This is a genomic window from Neobacillus sp. GCM10023253, from assembly GCF_042653105.1.
GTDB classification, from domain to species: domain Bacteria; phylum Bacillota; class Bacilli; order Bacillales; family Cytobacillaceae; genus Neobacillus; species Neobacillus citreus.
Map to the genome: position 1 here is coordinate 210,554 of NZ_JBHSHV010000029.1, position 20,769 is coordinate 231,322.

The following is a 20,769-nucleotide window of genomic DNA, read 5'->3' on the forward strand; positions in this document are numbered from 1 at the left end:
TGTTATTTGCCTTGTCCTTTTGGACTAGGTGCTCCAACTACTGATACATCTGTAAGATTCATATTTGGATAGTAAGAGGTTAAGATTTTATCAAAGTCCCATCCGGCTAAGCCAAGCTGTGAAGCGCCGTATTGGCTCATCCCGACACCGTGGCCATTGCCGCCGCCATAGAACGTAACTCCAGTTTGATCGTTAATCTCAAAGCTGAAGAAGGCTGAAGGAAGGATGGAATAGTTTTTCAATGGTGCTGCAGTATAGTCAGAGCTTCCACCAGTTGCTCGATAAAGTAAAACATCGGCACCTTGTGTGAATGCTGCCTGAGGACGAATGGTAAAACGAATATTGTATTCTTTCACAATTTTATACGTGCCTGTGGACCCCTCGATGACAAGTTCCATAATATTTCCACCGTCCCCGCGTTTGGCCACATACATATTTCTAAATTCACCGATACCCTCTGCCGGAATGGCCTGGCTTACGAACTCACCAGTGGCATTTTGGGTAAGAACAAATTTTGGATCGGCATTATATCGAGACTTAATATTTGCATTGATTGTATTAGCAAGCTCTTGTTTAGAGAAAGAGACGTTCCATCTAAAATAGGCAGAAGTATCATCATAACCATGGTAAGACAAGTTTTTGTAAAACTGCAGGATTTCCTGCTCATTATGCGTATCAATTGTCAGCATTTTTGTTGAATCATTTGGATCAAATGTATAGCTTTGTGACAATAAATATGGAACCACTTGCCCAGGGAAGGAGCCATCGCCATCCGCCCAAACCTGGTGTTTGGACGCTCCGAATCCACCAGAAGTTGAATAGTATCTTGCATCTACTAAACTGCCATCATTACCAAACATAATGGTGCCTATTGTTTCTTGTACAGCCTGAGTGGTTAGAGCATTTTCAGCTGAATTGTTATACACCTGGCTCATGACACTATCTAGGACAAAATAACCGTCTTTGGCAAAGCGGTCACCCAGGTAATCACCCAATGCATAGGTTCTGGCTGCAACTGCTTGTGCTTTTAGAGCATTTAGACCAAAGGATGCTGGCATTTCGCTAGGAACTACTTGATATAGGTATTCTTCTAAATCGACATCGTTAATTAAGTGGAGCTTATTTCCCAATACGGAAGTAATTTCAAAGCTGCCTCTATACTCAGGAACACCCTGTGCTCTCTTAATATTGGCTGCTTTTATTTTGCTAGACTCATCTGTAGATACGTAAATTCTATTTTTTGTAGAGTAAATTACAGACCCATCTGCCTTCACAACAGAAACAGTACCATCAACAGATTTGAATGTGATAACCTCATTACCTGCGGCCTCAACGGTTTCATCTGCAAGCTTGTCCACAATCTTTAGGCCCGTTGGCGAGCTTAATTGAATTTGAACATGTTCCATTGAAGCAAAGTTGGTTGTCATAATCCCAACTCTCATGCTTTCTACTGGTGTAACCCCATCAATCACGATTTTGGTAATTTCGCGGTTAGGATTCACCTTAACTGTCACATTTTCGGCTCCGACTCTGACATCCTGAAGAGATTTTGGATATTGCTTGCCATCAACCCATTGTTGTACAGTGTAGTCTTCCGCAAGCTTTAGTTTACCTTGCAGTTCTAATTCTAAGATTGCAGCCGATGTATTCTTTGCCATAATTTTTTCAGTAAAGGTCATTTGGGGTTTCGCGGCAGATACAGTTGAATGGCTAGAGAAGATACTAAAGAAGAGAACTAAGACAATAAATACAATGGACAACACACTAATGAATCTACTTACTTGTTTAGTAAGCATTTTATCCCCCCTAATTAATTGATAGCGCTTTCCTAAATAAAAAGTGACTGCTAGATTCTAAAATCTTCCCTCCCTCTATCAAACTATCATTCCATGACAATTAAATTATAGGAAACGAAAATGAGTGTAGTCAACATAATATTTCAAATATTTAAAAATAAATGTGAAATTTTATTTCAAACAGGTTTAAAATTTTATTTTAATTTTTAATAAAATATTTAAAATAATATTTCAAATATGTATAATAGAAATGTGAAAAACAATTTTCTTGGGGGATAAGCGTGGCATGTTTGTACTTGGAATTGATGGCGGTGGAACAAAGACAAAGGGAGTTATTGCAGATCAGTTTGGAAAAATTTATGCAAGCGAAACGGTCGGCGGGACCAATCATAACGGTGTCGACATACACGTTGTGGAAAGAGAACTGTCTTCATTATTTACTTCATTAAAAAGCCAAAACGAAAAAGCATTTTCGATGCTGCATACTGTGTTTGCAGGAATTTCCGGGGTGGATCGGCCTGAAGCAAAGGAGGTAATGGAAAAGATTTTGGCAAAGCATGTCCCCGGCCATGTCAAGATTATCGTCGATAACGATGCTGTCAATGCATTGTACTCAGGGACATTAGGTGTTCCGGGAATTGTGCAAATAGCTGGAACCGGCTCGATCACCTTCGGCATCAATGCCAGTGGTGAACGGCAAAGAGCAGGAGGCTGGGGCTACTTAATTGATGATGAAGGCAGCGGCTACGACATCGGAAGGGCGGCCTTGAATGCTGTTTTTAAGGCGTACGATGGAAGAGGGCAAAAAACCATTCTGACAAACATGCTTCTTGATCACTTTCAAGTGCAGGAACCAACAGAACTAATCCGATTCATTTATGAGACCGGAAAGTCGAGGATGGCCATTGCGCCGCTTAGTAAATATGTTTCAGCTGCCGCAGATAAAAACGATGAAGCGGCCAACCAAATTATTCAACACGCCGGCTGCAAACTTGCACTAGCGATTAGAAGCTTAAGCAAGAGGCTGTTTAAGGATTCTGCGGGGCCGATCCCAGTGGTCATTGTCGGCGGGGTTTTTAATCGGGAAGATTTGCTTATGCCTATCATGCAGTCGAAACTGCAAGAACTAAACATAAATGTTCAATTGATTAAGCCGGAAATGGAGCCTGTTGGCGGCGCAGTTATTGCTGGCTTTATTAGTGTCCATCAAGACCTAGACACAAGTTTTATAGAAAATATGAAGAAATATTGAAATATTAATACAAAAATATTAAATGTTTTTTGATTTTTTATTTCACATTTTCCAGTACCTTGATATAATGGAAGTATCTAAATGAAATAATCGAGATGGACCGAAAGCTGTGAGGTAAAGGAGTGGGCCTCTGATGCGATATATACCATGGGATATAGAAAAATTACCACAATTAGTCAATCTATGGAACTCGGAAATTGGAGCAGAATTTCCAATGACTGGGAAGCTTTTTAAACAAAACAGCTTTGATGATGAAAATATCCTGCCGCAAGGATCGTGTATGGCAATCGATGATCAGGACCAGCTAGCAGGTTTCATTGTGTCAAAAACATGGAGAGAGAAAATAAATATACCGAGAGATGGACAAACAGGCTGGATTCAGGTGTTAATTGTCAGGTCTTCCTCCCGTGGGCAAGGAGTTGGAAGCGCTTTACTGAAAAGGTGTGAGTCGGCTCTCAGGGAGAGCGGCTGCAAGAAGGTGTTTTTAGGCCGCGACACTCACCACTACTTTCCGGGTGTGCCGATAGAATATGAAATAACGAAAAAATGGTTTGAACAAAAAGGTTACCAGGCTGCCGGTACGGAATCGGACTTGATTCACCATTATCAAACCGATGAAAAAAGCGCCCTACCTGAGCTTACGGACGTTCAAATTTCGCTCCTTACAGAAAATGAAAAGGAACCATTTCTTTCTTTTTTGCAGCGTTGTTTCCCTGGGAGATGGGAATATGAAGCCCACCACTATTTCAGATGTGGCGGGAACGGAAGAGAGTTTGTCGTATTAAAAAAAGCAGGAGACATTATTGGATTCTGCAGGATTAATGACCCCGATTCACCCTTTATCGCCCAGAATGTTTATTGGGCTTCTCTGTTTCAGGAACCCTTAGGGGGAATTGGACCGTTGGGGATTGACCGGGCAGAAAGAAAAAAAGGATATGGATTAGCCATTGTAGAAGCGGCTGTCTCCATTTTAAGAGATAGAAAGATCAATAGAATTGTCATTGATTGGACCGGCTTAACCGAATTTTATGGCAGGTTAGGTTTCAAAGTTTGGAAAGAGTATCAGCAATATTACAAAGAATTGTAATCCTTGCTAAGTACGTAAATTGTTTTCTTTTATATTAAGGAATTTGGAAAGGCGTGTCGCATGTGAATGTCAACATTACTGCATTAACAACTGAGCAGCGAAATGAGCGGTCACGTAATATTGATCAGCTTTCAACACTTGAAATTATAACACTTATGAATGAGGAAGATAGTACGGTTGCCGATGCGGTTGAAGCAGTCTTGCCGCAAATTGAATCGGCGATTGAAGCCATTTATCACTCTCTAAAAAATAATGGCCGATTATTTTATGTCGGTGCAGGTACAAGTGGAAGGCTTGGGGTGCTGGATGCGGCGGAATGTCCTCCGACCTTTTGTACTCCTCCGGAGTTGGTTCAGGCGATCATCGCTGGGGGAGAATCGGCCATGTTTACGGCAGTGGAAGGAGCCGAGGATTCTCTCAAAGAAGGTGCAAATGATCTCGAGAGTAAAGGTTTCACAAAATCCGATGTTGTCGTCGGAATTGCTGCAAGCGGAAGAACACCTTATGTCATTGGGGCACTAAAGCATGCACGTAAACTTGGGGCAGTAACGGTATCAATAGCCTGTAATCAAAACGCAGAAATAAGTGAATATGCAGACCATCATATCGAAGTGGTTGTCGGACCGGAGATTTTGTCAGGCTCTACACGGTTAAAGTCAGCAACGGCGCAAAAGATGGTGTTAAATATGCTGTCCACCACCACGATGATCAAGCTTGGCAAAATATATGACAATCTGATGGTCGATTTGCATGCAAGTAATATAAAGTTAGTGGAGAGAGCCAAACAAATTGTCATGGATATTGCGGGCGTTCCGTATGAAGAAGCAGAGAAAGCCCTTAAGGAAACCAATCAAAAGGTAAAACCGGCTATTGTCATGTTGATGGGCGGGGTTTCCGTTGAGAGGGCTAATGAAGTCATTGAGCAGGCAAATGGTTTTACCCGGCTAGCAATAGAACTTGCTAAAGAAGGGAAGTAACCATATATGGAAAGGCGAATTCTGGATTTCCTGCAAAATGAAGTTGACCAAGAGCACATTCCTGGAGCAGTGATTCATGTATCGTTTCAAGGTGAAACAATACTGCAAGAAGCGGTTGGCTATCGAGTGATTTACCCGTCAAAGGAACCAATGCAGCGGAATACGGTTTTTGATTTGGCTTCTTTAACAAAAGTGACAGCGACTCTGCCGATTGTGCTGAAGCTCATGGAAGCAGGGAAATGGCACCTTGACGATAAAGTTGCCCGCTTCTTGCCGGAATTCGGGAAGCGCGGGAAATCGGAAATCACCATAAAAAACCTATTAACCCACACGTCAGGCCTTGCTGCCCATTATGAATATTTTCGTGAGAATTTAACAACCGAACAAATTTTAGAAAAAATAGTTCAGGATGAGCTAGTGGCTGGCATTGGCGAAAAGGTGATTTATAGTGATCTCGGTTTCATTACACTATACAAATTAATTGAAACGGTTACAGATGTACCATTTGAAGAATATGTGAAAAGAGAATTGTTCGACAAGCTAGATATGAATGAAACGGGATTTCGCCCCCGTTTTGAACGGGAACGCTATGCCGCCACAGAATATAGCGACAAGCTAAACGATTATAAGCACGGCATTGTTCATGATGACAATACCGAAAGTATGTGCGGAATCAGCGGGCATGCTGGTTTATTCTCGACCATCGAGGACCTGGCAAACTATGCTTCTATGATTGAAAATGAGGGTGTTTTCAATGGAAACCGCATTTTATCTAAGCAATCATTGCAAATTGCAAGAAGGAATTTTTCAACGTTTAGTCATGAATTTAGGGGCTTGGGCTGGATTTTAAAAAGCCCTAATCTTTCCAGCTGCGGCGACCTTTTTTCTGAATCCTCCTATGGTCACACAGGCTTTACCGGAACAAGCATATGGTTTGACCCTGAGATTCAGCTACATGTCATTTTGCTGACAAACCGGGTACACTTCGGAAGAAAGGATCCCATTCTCCGGCTGCGGCCCAGATTGCACAACATCATTCGGTCACATTTCGATTGACCAAGGGGGTAATAAACGTGGAAAAGAAAATTCATCTTATGCTGGTTGGGGCCCATTGTGGCGATGTGGAACTCCAGGCAGGCGCGATTGCCCATAAATATGCAAAAGCGGGACATGAGGTTACGTTATTGCATTTAACAGCCGGTGAAAAAGGCACACCGGCAGGACTAAGTGTTGAAGAGTATCGTGACCAAAAGGTCAAAGAGGCTGAAAAGGCTGCCGTTGTTCTGGGCGCGAAGAGTATTACCCTCGATTATAAAGATGCGGAATTAAAGGAGGATGAAGAAACTATTTCCCGTGTGGCCATTTTGTTCAGAAAGTTAAAACCGAACGTGGTCATCACCCATTGGGAAAACAGCATGCATCCCGACCATGCCCTTTGTCCAAAAATTGTTCAAGCGGCGTGGTTAAAGGCTGCTCTTCCGGGCTTTGATTTGGAGGGACTTCCGCCGCATTCCTTAACCAGAATGTTTCATAGCGAGAATTGGGAGGACATGGAGGGTTATCTTCCGGATATCTATGTGGATGTGACCGATGAATTTGATACATACCTCGAGGCATTATCCCAATATTGGTTCATCATGAACTCAAAGGATTTCCGTTATTTCGATTATTATCAGGCACTCGGAACGATGAGAGGCTGTTTGAATCGGACTGGATATGCTCAAACATTAAAGTTTCCTGCGGGAGCGAATATCAGAAGAGGACCAAGCATTCCCGGGTTTGATCTTTAAAAGGAGGCGCCGAATCTTGAATAGCAGTGAGTTGCGCAAAAACGTCGGACAGCTGTTGGTTGCTGGTTTTAAAGGAACAACAGCTTCCGAAGAAATCAAAGAATTAATCAGGGATTACCATGTGGGAGGAATCATCCTTTTTGGACGAAACATAGGAACTCCTCAAGAAATTTTAAATCTGACAAATGAGCTTCAAAGGGAAGCAAAGGAAGCAGGGCACCAAAGGCCGCTTCTGATTTGCATTGATCAGGAAAATGGAGTTGTCCGCCGCCTTGGCGAAGGGGCAACCATCTTCCCAGGTGCCATGCTTTTGGGTGCTACCGGCCAGCCGGAGAACGCCTATCAGGTAGGCTTGGCTACCGGAAAAGAGCTAAAAGCCCTAGGAATCAATTGGAACTTGGCTCCGGTGCTTGATGTCAATAATAATCCTGAAAATCCGGTCATCGGGGTACGCTCCTTCGGTGAGTCTGCCGAGAAGGTTAGCTTATTTGGCAAAATGGCAATGAAGGGCATGCAGGATGCCGGAGTGATCACAACATTAAAGCACTTTCCAGGACACGGGGATACCGATGTCGATTCACACCTGGATCTCCCGGTTATCTCCCATAGTATGGAAAGGCTGCGGGAGATTGAATTAAAGCCATTTATCGAAAACATAAACCAAGGTGCCGATACAATCATGTCAGCCCATGTGTACTTTCCAGCTATTGAGGATACACCAGGTGTACCAGCGACTTTATCCAAAAAGGTCATCACCGGACTACTTAGGGAGCAACTAGGCTTTAATGGTGTTGTTACGACTGATTGCATGGAAATGAATGCCATTGCCAATACGATTGGAACCACCGCTGGCGGTGTGGCAGCGATTAAAGCGGGTGTGGACCTGGTCATGGTGTCCCATCTTCACCATCTGCAGAAAGAAACTATCAATTCGATAGTTGCAGCCGTGGAAGCGGGAGAAATAGAGGCGGCGGCGATTAATGCTGCAGTCGGGCGTATTCAAAGATTAAAAGATAAATATCTACATTGGGATGAACTGAGCCTTGAAAACGAAGCGGCAGTTCCTTCTGTAGTCGGCTGCGTGGAGCATCAACAATTGGCAGACGAGATTTATAAGCAGGGTATTACTGTTGTAAAGAATAACGAGATTTTGCCAATCAATCCAAACGGCGGACAAAAAGTGCTCGTTGTTTATTCTGAAAATAAATATACCATGCAAGTGGAAGATAAGCGCTATTCGTCCATTCACCTTGGCAAAGCTGTAAAGGAAATGGATCCAGATGCACATGTTTTGGAGGTATCCAATCCGCCAACAGACGAAGAAATCGATAGAGCTGCTGTGAAAGCAAAGGATTTTGATGTCATCATAATTGGCACTCTAACTGCCAAGCCGGGTGATTCTCAAGTCAAACTGGTAGAAAAACTGTACGACACGGGTGTGCCGGTTGTCGTTATTGCGACGCGAAGTCCCTATGATTTGGCGTATTTGCCTAATGTTCATGGCTATATTTGCACATACGAATTTCCGTATCCAGCTCTAAAAATGGCTGCCAAAGCGATATACGGTTTGGAACAGATGACAAGTCGGCTGCCAGTGACCATTCCACAATGATAAATTTTCAAAAAATGAAACAAAGGTAGACTAATAGTAAGTAAATGGTGATGAACCTGATAAGGTGTTTGGTCGAAGGGAGGTAGGGAACTTGAATCTGGACAAAGATGAAAAGGTGGTTGTCGGGCTTATGTCGGGAACTTCCTTAGATGGAATTGATGCGGCATTGGTTTCCATTACGGAGGAAAAGGAAGACATCCAATTGAAGTTATTGCATTTTACCACACTACAGTATACAGACATAATGCGGGAAAAGATTTTAAGCCTATGCGACCCAAAACAAGCGCGAATGGAAGAAATTTCGGCGATGAACATGCTGCTTGGCGAGCTGTTTGCTGATGCTGCCAAAAAGGTGGTAACGGAGGCAAACAGGACGACGAATGAAATCGATTTCATCAGTTCGCATGGTCAAACCATTTTTCATCAGCCTGAAAGTGTGGAAATCGCTGGACATTCGGTTGCTTCCACACTGCAAATCGGTGACATTAGCATGATTGCCGAACGTACGGGCGTCATGACTATTGGCGATTTTCGAACCAGGGACATGGCCGCAGGCGGACAAGGCGCCCCACTGGTGCCCTATGCAGATAACCTGTTATTTCGGGAAAAAGAGTTTGGTCGGGTATTAGTCAATATCGGCGGAATCGCCAACATCACGGTACTGCCGCCTGAAATCAGTGAAGAAGATGTTCTTGCGTTCGATACCGGGCCGGGCAATATGATCATCGATGCATTTGCGGGCTGGGCAACAAATGGGAAGCGATCTTTTGATGATCATGGCGCCATCGCTGCCAGCGGGCGAGTGGATGAAGCTTGGCTCTTAGAGCTGCTTGTACATGATTATTACAATCAGCCACCACCCAAAAGCACGGGCAGAGAATTGTTCGGAATCGAGTATGCCCGGAAATTATGGGACGAAGCAAGCCTATCGGCGGCTGATAAACTCGCCACCATTACAGAGTTGACGGCTCGAACCATAGCATCCGATATTTCTAGAGTAATAGCTAGCCATCATATCAAAGAGGTATATGTAAGCGGCGGGGGTTGGCATAACCGTACTTTAATGAATGGATTAAAGAGGCATTTGCCCGATTCTATTAATATGGGGAGCACGGACGACCTTGGTATTCCAAGTGACGCGAAGGAAGCGGTCGTGTTTGCCCTGCTAGGTTACCAGTGTTATATGAAACGCTTCAATAATCTGCCATCTGCTACAGGAGCGAGACATCCGGTCATTATGGGGAAAATCGCTTGGTAGATATACACGATGCGAAACGAAATACGGAAAGGAGGCGAGGGCCGGAAAGAAGCGGTGAAGGATATTGATGGATCATGAAAAAAACCTTATTTTACAATCATAAAGGGGGAAAATCCAATGAAAAAAATGCTTAGCCTATTTCTTGCGGCTAGTTTAGGTATTGGAACTTTGGCGGCATGCAGTAATGACAAAGAAGCTTCAAAAAGCACTGACAGCGGCAAAGATTGGACAGGCACCATCACCGTGTGGGATGGTCCGCGCTGGCCAGATGATAAAGATAATAAGTACCACTGGATGGAACAAAAAATTAAAGATTTCGAAGCAGAGCATAAAGGGGTTAAAGTGGAGCTTGTGCAAGTTCCATGGGCTGAACTTCCAAATAAGCTGGGCGTTTCGATTGCCGGGAAATCTTGGCCTGATATTGCGCCAGTAGATATTAGCGGCAGTGCCGTCAGCATCGACCAAGTCGATCAAGGTGTAATCGAATCGGTTGATGACCTTTATACAAAAGATGAATTAAAAGACTTCTATCCTAATGCACTAGATGCCTACAAGTATGATGGCAAGTTATACGGTATTCCTAACTCGATGACTGTTCATACGATGTTATTAAATCTTGATTTATTCAAAGAGCGCGGCGTGGAGCCGCCGAAAAATGGCGAATGGACTTGGGATGAATTCCTCGACACAGCGGAAAAATTGACATTTGACCGTGATGGCGATGGCAAAACGGATGTATTCGGCTTTTCTACCTATATCATGCCTGGCTATTATGAAGCATGGCCATTCTTCTATATTGATGGCGGAAGTCCGTTAAATAAAGATTTGACGAAATTTACATTCAATGATCCTAAAGCAGTAACCGCGATTCAACGCCTGGCTGATTTGAAATTAAAAGATAAAGTTTCTCCAGAATCATCAGGTGGAGCAGATGTTGGCGGCACGTTCCAAGCATGGGCAAATGCACAACAAAGAACAGTTGCTATGCAACCTTGGGCTACTTGGGCAATTGGTGCGGCGCAAGGCAAATACCCTACCAATTTCGCTGTTGCTAACTACCCAACTGGAAAATCGGGCAAACCAGTTACAATCGGCGGTGTAGGCGGCTGGACTATGTTCCACCAGGAAGATGCCAGCAAGAAGAAAGTGGTCGGCGAATTTATGAAGTTTATTAATACAACTGAAGAACAATTTACAATGGCAACAAAATATGGAACATTCCCGGCACGTATTAGCACGGCTGATAAAGATCCATACAAAGATAATCCACAAATGGCACGTGCTCAGGAAATGTCTTCACAAGTTGTAATGCTTCCACGCCATCCTGAATGGAAAAAAATTGATGAAGCCATTCAAACAGAACTGCAGCTTGTATTTAATGGCGAAAAAACAGCCAAACAAGCCATGGACGATGCACAAAAGAAAGTGGATGAGCTGCTGAAATAAGCAGTAACCGGCTTGGTGCTGTCTCTCCTAACGGGCCCGCCCCCTTATGAGACAGCCCCAAGTTCAATCAAGATTGGGGGAGTTAACTTGAAACCCGTTCAACATGCACATACAGCTGCTGATGTAGAAGTTCTCGCAAAAAAATCATCTCTTTTGACCCAAATCAAAAAGAATTATTCCGCCTACCTATTTTTACTTCCAAAATTAATCCTGTTTGTTGCATTTATTGCGATACCAGTGGTATGGGCATTCGTATTATCCTTCCAGGAATATAAAATTTTTGGAAGTGAGTGGGCCGGCTTAGACAATTATGTAAAAGTTTTTCATAGCAGTGCCTTTTACGATGCTTTAAAGAACACATTTCTCTTTACCGTCGTAACGGTACCATTTAACGTAATAAGTGCACTCATAATCGCTTCTCTCATTCACCCTCTTGGCAAATGGTCACAGAGCTTCTTCCGGGGAGCCTTTTATCTGCCAACCGTCACCTCCATGGTCATTGTCGCGATGGTTTGGCGCTGGATGTATAATCATGATTTTGGTTTATTCAACTATGTGCTGGGCTGGTTCGGAGTTGATCCGATTAACTGGTTGGGACAAACTTCAACCGCTTTATGGTCGCTGATTCTCATGCAATGTTTAATACCATTTGGGGTGGGGATCATTTTGTACCTGGCTGCGATGGGTTCTATTTCCAACTCGTTATATGAAGCTGCTACCATTGACGGTGCAGGCGGTTTTCAAAAATGGCTTCATATCACGATTCCGTTATTGAAGCCTACCACACTCTATTTGGTTTTGTTAAGCACGATTGGCTCCTTCCAGGTATTTACTCAGATTATTATGATGACTGGGGGAGGGCCAGGCACGTCCACCGAAACACTCGTCCACCTTATTTATAAAACAGGGTTCAGAGATTTCGAGTTTGGTTTTGCAGCGGCACAATCTATTGTTTTATTCTTTATTATTTTAGTATTTTCGATTATTCAATTCCGAGTCCTTCGGTATGATGATTAGGAGGGAAACAAGTTGCCGAAATTAAACAAAACAATCATCTATGTAATGCTGCTCGTCTTTTCTATCGTTTCCCTCTTGCCATTGTATTGGGTATTCAGTACATCCTTGCAATTAAGCAAATATCAGGATGAAGACTTGAAGAATCCAGTTTCATATGTTGATTCCAACCCGCCGAAAATGTATCCGATGGGGATCCCGGAATATTTTGAGCACTGGGGCAAGGCACGTGATGCCGAAAAGGCCGGAGATGAGAAGGCTGAAACCTATCACAGAGAAGTCATGGATCAAATTGTGACGGATAGTTTTTCCGGCTTTACGACATTGTTCCAAAAAAATAGCATTGGCCGGTGGTTTTTAAATAGTATTTATATCGCCGTTGTGGTAACGGTTGGTATTTTGTTATTCGACTCGATGGCGGGGTATGTGCTCGCTAAGAAACAGTTTCCGGGGAGAAACCTGATTTTCTATACCATAGTGGGAACCATGATGATTCCCGGACAAGTTACATTGGTTCCAATGTTCATGATGGTGAAAAATTTGGGGATTATGGATACGCACTGGGCGCTGATATTCCCTGACTTATCGATGGTATTTGGCGTGTTTCTGATGAGACAGTTTATGTATTCTATTCCTGATGAGCTTTTGGATGCCGCAAAAATTGACGGTGCCAGCGAGTGGAAAACCTTCTGGAAAATTGTGCTGCCATTAGCAAGACCAGGTTTGGCTGCTCTGGGCATTTTCACCTTTATGAACGTTTGGAATTCCTTCTTATGGCCAATCATCGTGTTGAATGATGCGAATTTATATACATTGCCAGTAGGATTAAAATCATTGCAGGATGCAAACCTGGCGAGCTTTAAATTGTTGATGAGCGGGGCAGCGATTGCTTCCATTCCAATGATTATCGTGTTCGTCTTATTCCAGCGCCATTTTGTTAAAGGTCTGACTTTAGGCGGCGTAAAAGAATAAAGCTTGTAAAAAGAGAGAGTTTTTCTCTCTTTCTTACCACTTGTGAAAGAGGGAACAAATGTGAAGATAGGTCTTGATATTTTTTTTGAAAAATATCCTCCGGAGTTTAAAGGAAAAAGAATCGGTCTTGTCACGAATATGACAGGTGTCAATCAAAGGCTGGTTCCAACGATTGACCTTTTTCACGGGCATCCAGACCTTCATTTGACGGCGCTTTATGGCCCGGAACACGGAATACGCGGGAGTGCCAAAGAAGGAGAGAAAGTTCAGTCGTTTGTGGATCCCCATACAAACTTGCCAGTTTATAGTTTATATGGCGCGTCCAAGAAGCCAAGCAAAGAAATGCTGGACCCCGTTGATGTTATTTTCTTTGATCTGCAGGACATAGGGGCAAGGTATTACACGTTTATTTATACCATGGCCTATATGATGGAGGCCTGTGCCGAACAGGGAAAACAGTTTGTGGTCCTTGACCGCCCCAATCCGATTTCTGGAACGGCAGTGGAAGGGAATTTGGTGGAGGAAAATGTTCGGTCTTTCGTTGGTCTCTATCCGATTCCCAACAGACATGGGATGACGGTAGGGGAAATGGCGCTTCTGTATAAGCATGAATTTGGGATTGATTGTGACCTGACTGTCATTCCGATGGAGGGCTGGAACAGGCAGTATTATTATGATGAAACAGGGCTGTTTTGGATTCCGCCTTCACCTAATACAACTGGAATGGACATGGCCACTCTGTATCCGGGAACATGTTTAGTGGAAGGGACAAACCTGTCGGAAGGAAGAGGTACGACACGTCCGTTCGAATATATCGGAGCTCCGTATCTGGACAGCTACCGATTGGCCAGGGCGTTCAATGATAAACAGCTTCCCGGTGTTTTGGCACGCCCGATTTCGTTTATTCCCACTTATCAAAAGTACAAAGAAGTTGCTTGCGAAGGTGTGCAGCTTCATGTGGTGGACCGGAGGGCAATTCATTCTTTGAAGACAGGTTTGGCGTTACTTGAAACGATTGCAGACATGTATCCATATGATTTTGCTTTTGTTCAGCATGAGGAAAATCAACGATACATGTTTGACCTTTTGGCTGGCACAAATGAGCTAAGGAATCAAATCCAAAATGGGCAAGCTCACGTGTTCTTAGAACAGTGCGAGGCACAATCAGAGGCTTTTAAAATTCAGAGAGAACCGTATCTTCTGTATAAATAATGAATTGAATTCTTTTTAATGAACAGAATTCAAAAGGAGCGAATGGTTGTGATATCATATCGTTATTATGAGTCTGGCGATGAACAGAAAATTGTCGAGCTCTGGAATGAAAGCCTACTGCATGACCCGATTACTTCTAATAGATTCCGCAATCTTGTTTTGCTAGATGCAAACTTTGACCCTAAAGGATTCCGCTTGGCCATAGATGATGACAGAATAGTTGGCTGTGTGTATGCTGTAAGGAGATTGCTACCGATGATGGGTACGGATTTAGAACCGGAAAATGGCTGGATTCCATTCTTTTTTGTCCATCGTGATTTTCGCAAGTCCGGTGTAGGCGAAGCGTTAATGCAAGCAGCCATTGACTTCCTCGCCGCAGAAGGACGAAAAAACGTCTTTTTCGCATCCTATGCGCCCAATTATATTTTGCCTGGAATTGACGAAGATTCCTATTCCGAGGGCTACGCCTTTCTTTTGAACCAAGGGTTTGAAAAACAATATTCACCGGTAGCCATGGACCGAAGCTTGGTTGGCTATATCCCGTCTGAGGCTGTCATGGATTTGAAAAAACGACGCGAGCAAGAAGGATACTCTTTTGCGACAGCACAAGATAAGGACTTATACGAAGTCATTAAATTCGCCAACACTCAGTTTAACCCAGACTGGGGCCGGGCGATTCGGGAAGGGGTGTTGCAAGGCCTGCCACTAAATCGTATTTTGGTTGCAAGAAACGGCAGCAAGCTGGTTGGGTTTTGTATCTATGGCGGCTATGAAGGCATCCCAGACCGGTTTGGCCCATTTGGCGTGCATCCTGATGAACAGGGAAACGGTTTAGGGAAGATTTTATTGCAGGATTGCTTGAAAAATATGCGCTCCGAAGGGCTGCATGGTGCTTGGTTCCTTTGGACAGGCGAAAAAAGCTCAGCCGGATACCTTTATAAAAAAACAGGTTTTGAAGTCACCCGCAGGTTTCATGTGATGAAGAAAACGATATAAAAAAAGACATATGTTAAGAGAGATGATGCCTATGTCATTCATGACAGGAGGACTCGTGATGCTGTCAGAAATGCATTCGAAACTTCCTCCATCCGAAGAAAAAATAGCCATGTATATTCTAGAAAATCCACAGGAAGCCATATCTTTAACTGCAAGTGAGCTTGGGAAAAGAAGCTCCACCAGCAGCGCTGCCGTGATCCGGCTTTGCAAATCACTCGGGTTAAAAAGTCTTCAAGACCTGAAGCTTAGAATTGCTGGCGACTTACAAAAAAATAGGGCAGTAGGGTTTCGTGATATTGAGCCAAACGAATCTGCTGTATCCATTATTGAAAAAATGACGAGTAATAGTGTTCAAACGATACGTGAAACCGCGGAATTATTAGATTATGAAGAACTGGAACGGGCTGTGAAGGTGTGCCGAAACGCGGAAACGATTCATTTTTTTGGCGTTGGTGCGTCAAGTATCATCGCTCAAGATGCCCAGCAAAAGTTTTTAAGAATTAATAAAAAGGCAACGGCTTTTCCGGATTTACACATGGCAGCAACGTTAGTAGCGAACGCCAATAAAAATGATGTTGTTGTTGGAATTTCCTTTTCAGGAAAAACCTTTGAAGTTGCTAAAATTCTTGAGCTTGCCAATAAAAAGGGAGCCCATACCATTAGCTTGACGAAGTATGGCTCATCCTTGGTTACGGAACAGGCGGATATCAGGCTATACACTTCCGCAACAACAGAGCCTACCTTTAGAAGCGGGGCCACCTCCTCACGAATTGCTCAGCTTCATGTGATTGACATCTTATTTATGTGCGTAGCCTCGCAGGCATACAGCGAAACCGTCAAACACCTGGATGAAACAAGAGAAATAATTGACATACTAAGAGACAATATCAAACCAAGACAGAAATAATGATGAAAGGGGACGGTTCTTCTGCCTTATAAGGCAGAAGAACCGTCCCCTTGTTTTACACCACTTTAATATAAAAATAAATATCCTGCCCAACCTTTTTCGGTTCGGCTAGAAGTTTATAGCCGTGTTTGACGGCTTCCTCCGGCACACTGCGGAATGATTGCGGGCAGTCCGCGATGACCTGTAATACTTCCCCGATTTTCATAGACTTTAGCGCATCCAGCGCATAAATGACAGGGTATGGTCATGGCTCGCCGCGAATGTCTAAAGTGTAGTTAACATCCATCACCTGTGACATGAATTATGCCTCCTTTGTAACGTGTGAAATCCGTTCTTTCTTTTCGTGTTTGATTCCAGTCCCATAACGGAACCGCTTTTCCCACCAGTTTGAAAGTAAAAACCAAACAAGCAGCATAGCCATTGTACCAACCAGTGCTCCTGTAGGTCCCCATTGTTCAATTAAGTTTACCTTCGGCCAATTTTCCCCAAGGGCATGAAAAATCCCAAGGTGGTCCCAGCCGTATGCCAAGAATGTAGCTCCGACGATATTTCCTGCACCAACAACCCAGAATAACAATTGACCTTCCATTGCCCGGTACATCATGCCGGTTTCACAGCCGCCGGCAAGAACAATACCAAATCCAAATAACAGCCCGCCAATTACAGTACTAGGAGCAGCAATTTTGATGAGAGCAACAGAGCCGTTTTGAATATAGATGAATGTTATCACGACACTAATCATCATCCCGACGGCAATGGCTTTTGACATAACGGCACGGCCGCTGATCCATAAATCGCGGAAAGCGGAAGTGAAACAAATTTGTCCGCGTTCAATGAGAATGCCAAACAAGGCCCCAGCTATACATGCAACCGCCAAAAGAGTTTTGCCTGTTGCGAAAAAGTAAAGGATGACACCGATATAAAGACAGGCAAAGACTACACCCAAGATAGGCTGAATGTTTCTTTTTTGGACATGCTCGGTAACAACTGGGTTCATCGTCCCTTTCATTAGTGTTGGCTTGCCTCTCCACCATTTTGTGTTCACAACCTTAACGCCAAAAAAGGTCCCGATTGCAGTGGCGGCCATAAAAATCCACGAATGGAACGAAAACTGAGGGACGCCTGTGAAAAAGGCGGCCAAGTTACAGCCAAGAGCGAGACGGGCGCCAAACCCTGCTATAATTCCGCCAATAAATCCTTGTACCAACCGCCTTTTTTGTTTCGGAACACGGATTTTGAAACTGTTGCTTAGGAGAATTGTAATGAGTGCGCCAGCCAGCATTCCGATGACAATCCAGCCATCTGTCCGGCTTACGGGAGTCCCTTGAAGGCCGACCAGTTGAAAATAGGCCCAATCCGAAACATCGACACCGAACCATCCTAAAATATGTCCGCCCAATCTTGTGAATTCCCCAGTCACGGCCCAAACAGTTCCGGTAATGCCGAAGTACAATGCACTTACTAATCCTGCAATACTAATAGCTACATAGGGATTCCAATATTCTTTGAAGATTTTTCCATAAAGCTTCATAAAGCTGCAACACCCCTATCATTATTTTTTAAAAATACTTACACAAAACAAAAATGCCAAGGAATTTTCCAGGCATTTTTAAAGGACGTATATCATTAATGTTACTGTTTTCTGGTAATTATGCAATACAATATATCGATATATCCGATTGGAAACCATCGCAAAATTCAATAGTGATGCAGAAGAACCGTCCCCATGCTTCTGTGTTTCTATGCATATTACTGGAAATTCCTTCCGTTTCCAACGTAAAATAGACCTAACTACTGTATGAGGTGATAGTGAGAGGTTGGTTGGATGACAGAGAATAAAAAGAAAAACGTGAAACTGGCCCGAGTTAATATTCTATTCGTGATTGTCTTTTTGTTGTTTTCTGTCCTTATTTTTAGGATGGGTGTGGTGCAAATTGTATATGGTGAAGATTATCAAAAAGAGATTGCACGAACGGATAATATTACGGTCAATCACCCCGTTCCAAGGGGGGAGATTTATGACCGATTTGGAAGGCCAATCGTCAGCAATTTGTCAGTTAATACCATTTCATATACGAGGGAAGTCAATATCTCCAATCAGGAGGTATTGAAGGTTGCACAGGAACTAGCAAAACTAATAGATAAAGAGAACGATAAATTAACAGAGCGGGATTTAAAGGATTACTGGATCTTAACGCGGCCGGAAAAAGCTGAACAAAAGCTGACAGCTAAAGAAAAAAGTAATAAAGATTTGACCAATAAAGAATTATACCAGCTGCAGCTAAAAAGAATTGATCCGAAAACAGACTTGGCTGAAATCAGCCAAGAGGAGCTGGAAGTCGCAGCTATTTATCGTGAGATGGCAGGCGGCTATGCTTTGACACCACAAATCGTCAAAAATGAAGATGTTCCATTAGAAGAACTGGCTGTCGTAAGCGAAAATTTGGACCTTCTTCCAGGCGTTGATGTCGTTACGGATTGGAAGAGAGAGTATCCTAATGGGGATATCTTTCGGTCTGTTTTAGGAAATGTTACGACCTCAAAAGAAGGACTGCCTGGGGATTCACTAGATTACTATCTTCCTAGAGGATATAGCCGTAATGACCGTGTGGGAAAAAGTCAAATTGAGTTATTATATGAGGGTGTTTTAAAAGGACAGAAAGAAAAAATCCAATACGAGACGGATAATACCGGAAACATCATTTCGAGCAAGGTAATGAGCGAAGGGAAGCCAGGAAAAGACTTGGTGTTGACGATCGACATAGAATTGCAAAAGCGAGTGGAAGAAATTCTGGCGAATGAACTGATGTCCGCAAAGATCAATGGTGGAGGGCCATTCTTGGATCGTGCCTTTGTTGTCATGCTGAACCCAAAAACAGGGGAAGTTCTATCCTTAGCCGGGAAAAAACTCGAGCAAAAAGATGGGAAGTGGACAGTGAATGATTATGCTTTAGGGACCATTACCTCTTCCTATGCCATGGGATCTGCGGTAAAAGGCGCTACTGTATTGACGGGTTTTAAAACTGGCGTCATACGGCCAGGTACCCCGATCCTGGATGAACCGCTAAACATTCAAAGTACACCTGTCAAAAAATCGTATACCAACATGGACGTGATTGACGATTTAACAGCGCTAAAAAGATCATCGAACGTGTATATGTTTAAAACAGCGATAAAAATGATGGGGACAGAATATTACCCCAATATGAAGCTGCCTGGAGGTACCAAGGTTTTCAAAACCTTTAGGTATTATTTTAACCAATTTGGTCTAGGCGTTAGGACGGGGATCGATTTGCCAAACGAGGCAACAGGTCTTCCGGGGGAAACTTCCATCCCCGGTAAAGCTCTGGATTTTGCGATTGGCCAGTTTGATACCTATACTCCCATTCAATTGGCCCAATATATTGCCACAATTGCTAATAATGGAAATAGAATAAAGCCAACCATAGTAAAAGAAATTCACGAATCCACAACGGAAAAAGAGCTGGGGCCTGTTTATTCATCAATAGAGCCAGTTGTTCTGAATCGCATAGATATGGAACCTAGTCATATAAAAAGAGTGCAAGAAGGATTAAGGAAGGTTTACCAAGAAGCTGGAGGGACTGCTACATCTTCCTTTGCTGAAGAGCCGTTTCGTTCCTACAATATTGCAGGGAAAACAGGGACAGCGGAAGCATTCTATTATGACCCAATCAAGAAAAAACTCATTACCGACAGACCCACTTATAATTTAACATTGGTCGGTTATGCACCATTTAATGACCCAGAGATCGCCTTTTCCATTGTCGTTCCCAATACACTCACAGATTCCCATCCAGTAAATAAAAAAATCGGGCAAGGAATACTGAAAGCATATTTCAATTTAATGAGACATGGGGACGGTTCTTCTGCTTCATAATGCGGAAGAGCCGCCCTTTTTTTTTGATGCACGAGAACCGTCCCCATGTATCACTCCCGTGTTTGACAGTAGATATTTGGAAATAACTAGATATGGGAGGTTTTCGAGATGCCGAATTTAAGATATTTAGAGCCGACGGAGCTGCTTGAGAAAATTTATGCGACGCTTTGCTCAGAATATGAGGATGCGCAGCATTATGAAAGTCAGCAGGATCAAGAAGAAATAAAAGTCACAAAAAAACGATTGACCAAAAAAATATTTAATGAATTCGTTGTGGATGAAGAGTATTTCCTAACGATGAAGAATGAAACGTTTAAAGAGAGATATCAATTGTATGAGGCAGATTTAATAAGGATGATTCAAGACTGCAGCGAAAATAGGATTGATTATGAGACGTTTATTCAAATCATCGATGACCTAATTGCCAGTGCGAAATTTCGACTCCAAGCGTTTGAGCAGCTTTCCGATGAAATCCAAAAATTACAGGAGGAAGACGAGCAGGACGAGGAGGAAGGAGAATGATGCATGGGGACGGTTCTTCTGCCTCTTGAA

At 43.2% G+C, this 20,769-nt stretch carries 18 protein-coding genes; 15 read left to right on the plus strand and 3 right to left on the minus strand.

Annotated features, from left to right (window positions below; genetic code table 11):
* Positions 1-2: 2 nt before the first annotated feature.
* Complete coding sequence (locus tag ACFPA1_RS28225; protein ID WP_378588268.1) at positions 3-1,796, minus strand: SpoIID/LytB domain-containing protein; 1,794 nt, start codon at positions 1,794-1,796, stop codon at positions 3-5.
* Between the two features lie 286 nt (positions 1,797-2,082).
* Between ACFPA1_RS28225 and ACFPA1_RS28230 the strand changes: the two genes are divergently transcribed.
* From ACFPA1_RS28230 to ACFPA1_RS28290, 13 genes are all read left to right on the plus strand, one after another.
* Positions 2,083-3,048: an N-acetylglucosamine kinase gene (locus tag ACFPA1_RS28230; RefSeq protein ID WP_378588270.1), complete on the plus strand. Its 966-nt coding sequence runs from the start codon at positions 2,083-2,085 to the stop codon at positions 3,046-3,048.
* 133 nt (positions 3,049-3,181) lie between these two features.
* Positions 3,182-4,135, plus strand: coding sequence for a GNAT family N-acetyltransferase (locus ACFPA1_RS28235; protein ID WP_378588272.1), 954 nt, complete (start codon positions 3,182-3,184; stop codon positions 4,133-4,135).
* 62 nt (positions 4,136-4,197) lie between these two features.
* Positions 4,198-5,112 (plus strand): N-acetylmuramic acid 6-phosphate etherase, encoded by a 915-nt coding sequence (gene murQ, locus ACFPA1_RS28240; RefSeq protein ID WP_378588274.1) that lies wholly within the window; start codon positions 4,198-4,200, stop codon positions 5,110-5,112.
* Between the two features lie 6 nt (positions 5,113-5,118).
* Complete coding sequence (locus tag ACFPA1_RS28245) at positions 5,119-6,168, plus strand: serine hydrolase domain-containing protein (RefSeq protein ID WP_378588276.1); 1,050 nt, start codon at positions 5,119-5,121, stop codon at positions 6,166-6,168.
* A gap of 17 nt (positions 6,169-6,185) precedes the next feature.
* Positions 6,186-6,902, plus strand: coding sequence for a PIG-L deacetylase family protein (locus ACFPA1_RS28250; protein ID WP_378588279.1), 717 nt, complete (start codon positions 6,186-6,188; stop codon positions 6,900-6,902).
* A 16-nt stretch (positions 6,903-6,918) separates the two neighbouring features.
* Positions 6,919-8,514, plus strand: coding sequence for a beta-N-acetylhexosaminidase (nagZ, locus tag ACFPA1_RS28255; protein WP_378588282.1), 1,596 nt, complete (start codon positions 6,919-6,921; stop codon positions 8,512-8,514).
* Between the two features lie 91 nt (positions 8,515-8,605).
* A complete protein-coding gene (locus ACFPA1_RS28260; RefSeq protein ID WP_378588285.1) occupies positions 8,606-9,772 on the plus strand; it encodes an anhydro-N-acetylmuramic acid kinase in 1,167 nt (388 codons plus the stop codon).
* Between the two features lie 117 nt (positions 9,773-9,889).
* Positions 9,890-11,218, plus strand: coding sequence for an ABC transporter substrate-binding protein (locus ACFPA1_RS28265; RefSeq protein ID WP_378588288.1), 1,329 nt, complete (start codon positions 9,890-9,892; stop codon positions 11,216-11,218).
* Positions 11,219-11,305: 87 nt separating this feature from the next.
* A complete protein-coding gene (locus ACFPA1_RS28270) occupies positions 11,306-12,235 on the plus strand; it encodes a carbohydrate ABC transporter permease (protein ID WP_378588290.1) in 930 nt (309 codons plus the stop codon).
* Positions 12,236-12,247: 12 nt separating this feature from the next.
* A complete protein-coding gene (locus ACFPA1_RS28275; RefSeq protein WP_378588293.1) occupies positions 12,248-13,204 on the plus strand; it encodes a carbohydrate ABC transporter permease in 957 nt (318 codons plus the stop codon).
* Positions 13,205-13,264: 60 nt separating this feature from the next.
* Positions 13,265-14,416, plus strand: a complete 1,152-nt coding sequence (locus ACFPA1_RS28280; RefSeq protein ID WP_378588296.1) for an exo-beta-N-acetylmuramidase NamZ domain-containing protein — start codon at positions 13,265-13,267, stop codon at positions 14,414-14,416.
* Between the two features lie 48 nt (positions 14,417-14,464).
* Positions 14,465-15,412, plus strand: a complete 948-nt coding sequence (locus tag ACFPA1_RS28285; protein WP_378588299.1) for a GNAT family N-acetyltransferase — start codon at positions 14,465-14,467, stop codon at positions 15,410-15,412.
* 58 nt (positions 15,413-15,470) lie between these two features.
* Positions 15,471-16,319 carry a MurR/RpiR family transcriptional regulator gene (locus ACFPA1_RS28290; RefSeq protein WP_378588302.1) on the plus strand — a complete coding sequence of 283 codons (849 nt, stop codon included), beginning with the start codon at positions 15,471-15,473 and terminating at the stop codon, positions 16,317-16,319.
* A 55-nt stretch (positions 16,320-16,374) separates the two neighbouring features.
* Here the strand turns inward: ACFPA1_RS28290 and ACFPA1_RS28295 are convergent, their stop codons facing one another.
* Together ACFPA1_RS28295 and yedE are read right to left on the minus strand one after the other, a co-directional pair.
* Positions 16,375-16,551, minus strand: coding sequence for a sulfurtransferase TusA family protein (locus ACFPA1_RS28295; RefSeq protein WP_284037878.1), 177 nt, complete (start codon positions 16,549-16,551; stop codon positions 16,375-16,377).
* Positions 16,552-16,620: 69 nt separating this feature from the next.
* Entirely contained in the window at positions 16,621-17,850 is a 1,230-nt protein-coding gene (gene yedE / locus ACFPA1_RS28300) for a selenium metabolism membrane protein YedE/FdhT (protein WP_378588305.1), read from the minus strand.
* Positions 17,851-18,144: 294 nt separating this feature from the next.
* On the opposite strand from yedE, the gene ACFPA1_RS28305 reads away from it, so the two are divergent.
* Positions 18,145-20,217, plus strand: coding sequence for a peptidoglycan D,D-transpeptidase FtsI family protein (locus tag ACFPA1_RS28305; protein WP_378588307.1), 2,073 nt, complete (start codon positions 18,145-18,147; stop codon positions 20,215-20,217).
* Positions 20,218-20,325: 108 nt separating this feature from the next.
* Positions 20,326-20,739, plus strand: coding sequence for a hypothetical protein (locus ACFPA1_RS28310; protein ID WP_378588310.1), 414 nt, complete (start codon positions 20,326-20,328; stop codon positions 20,737-20,739).
* Positions 20,740-20,769 lie beyond the last annotated feature (30 nt).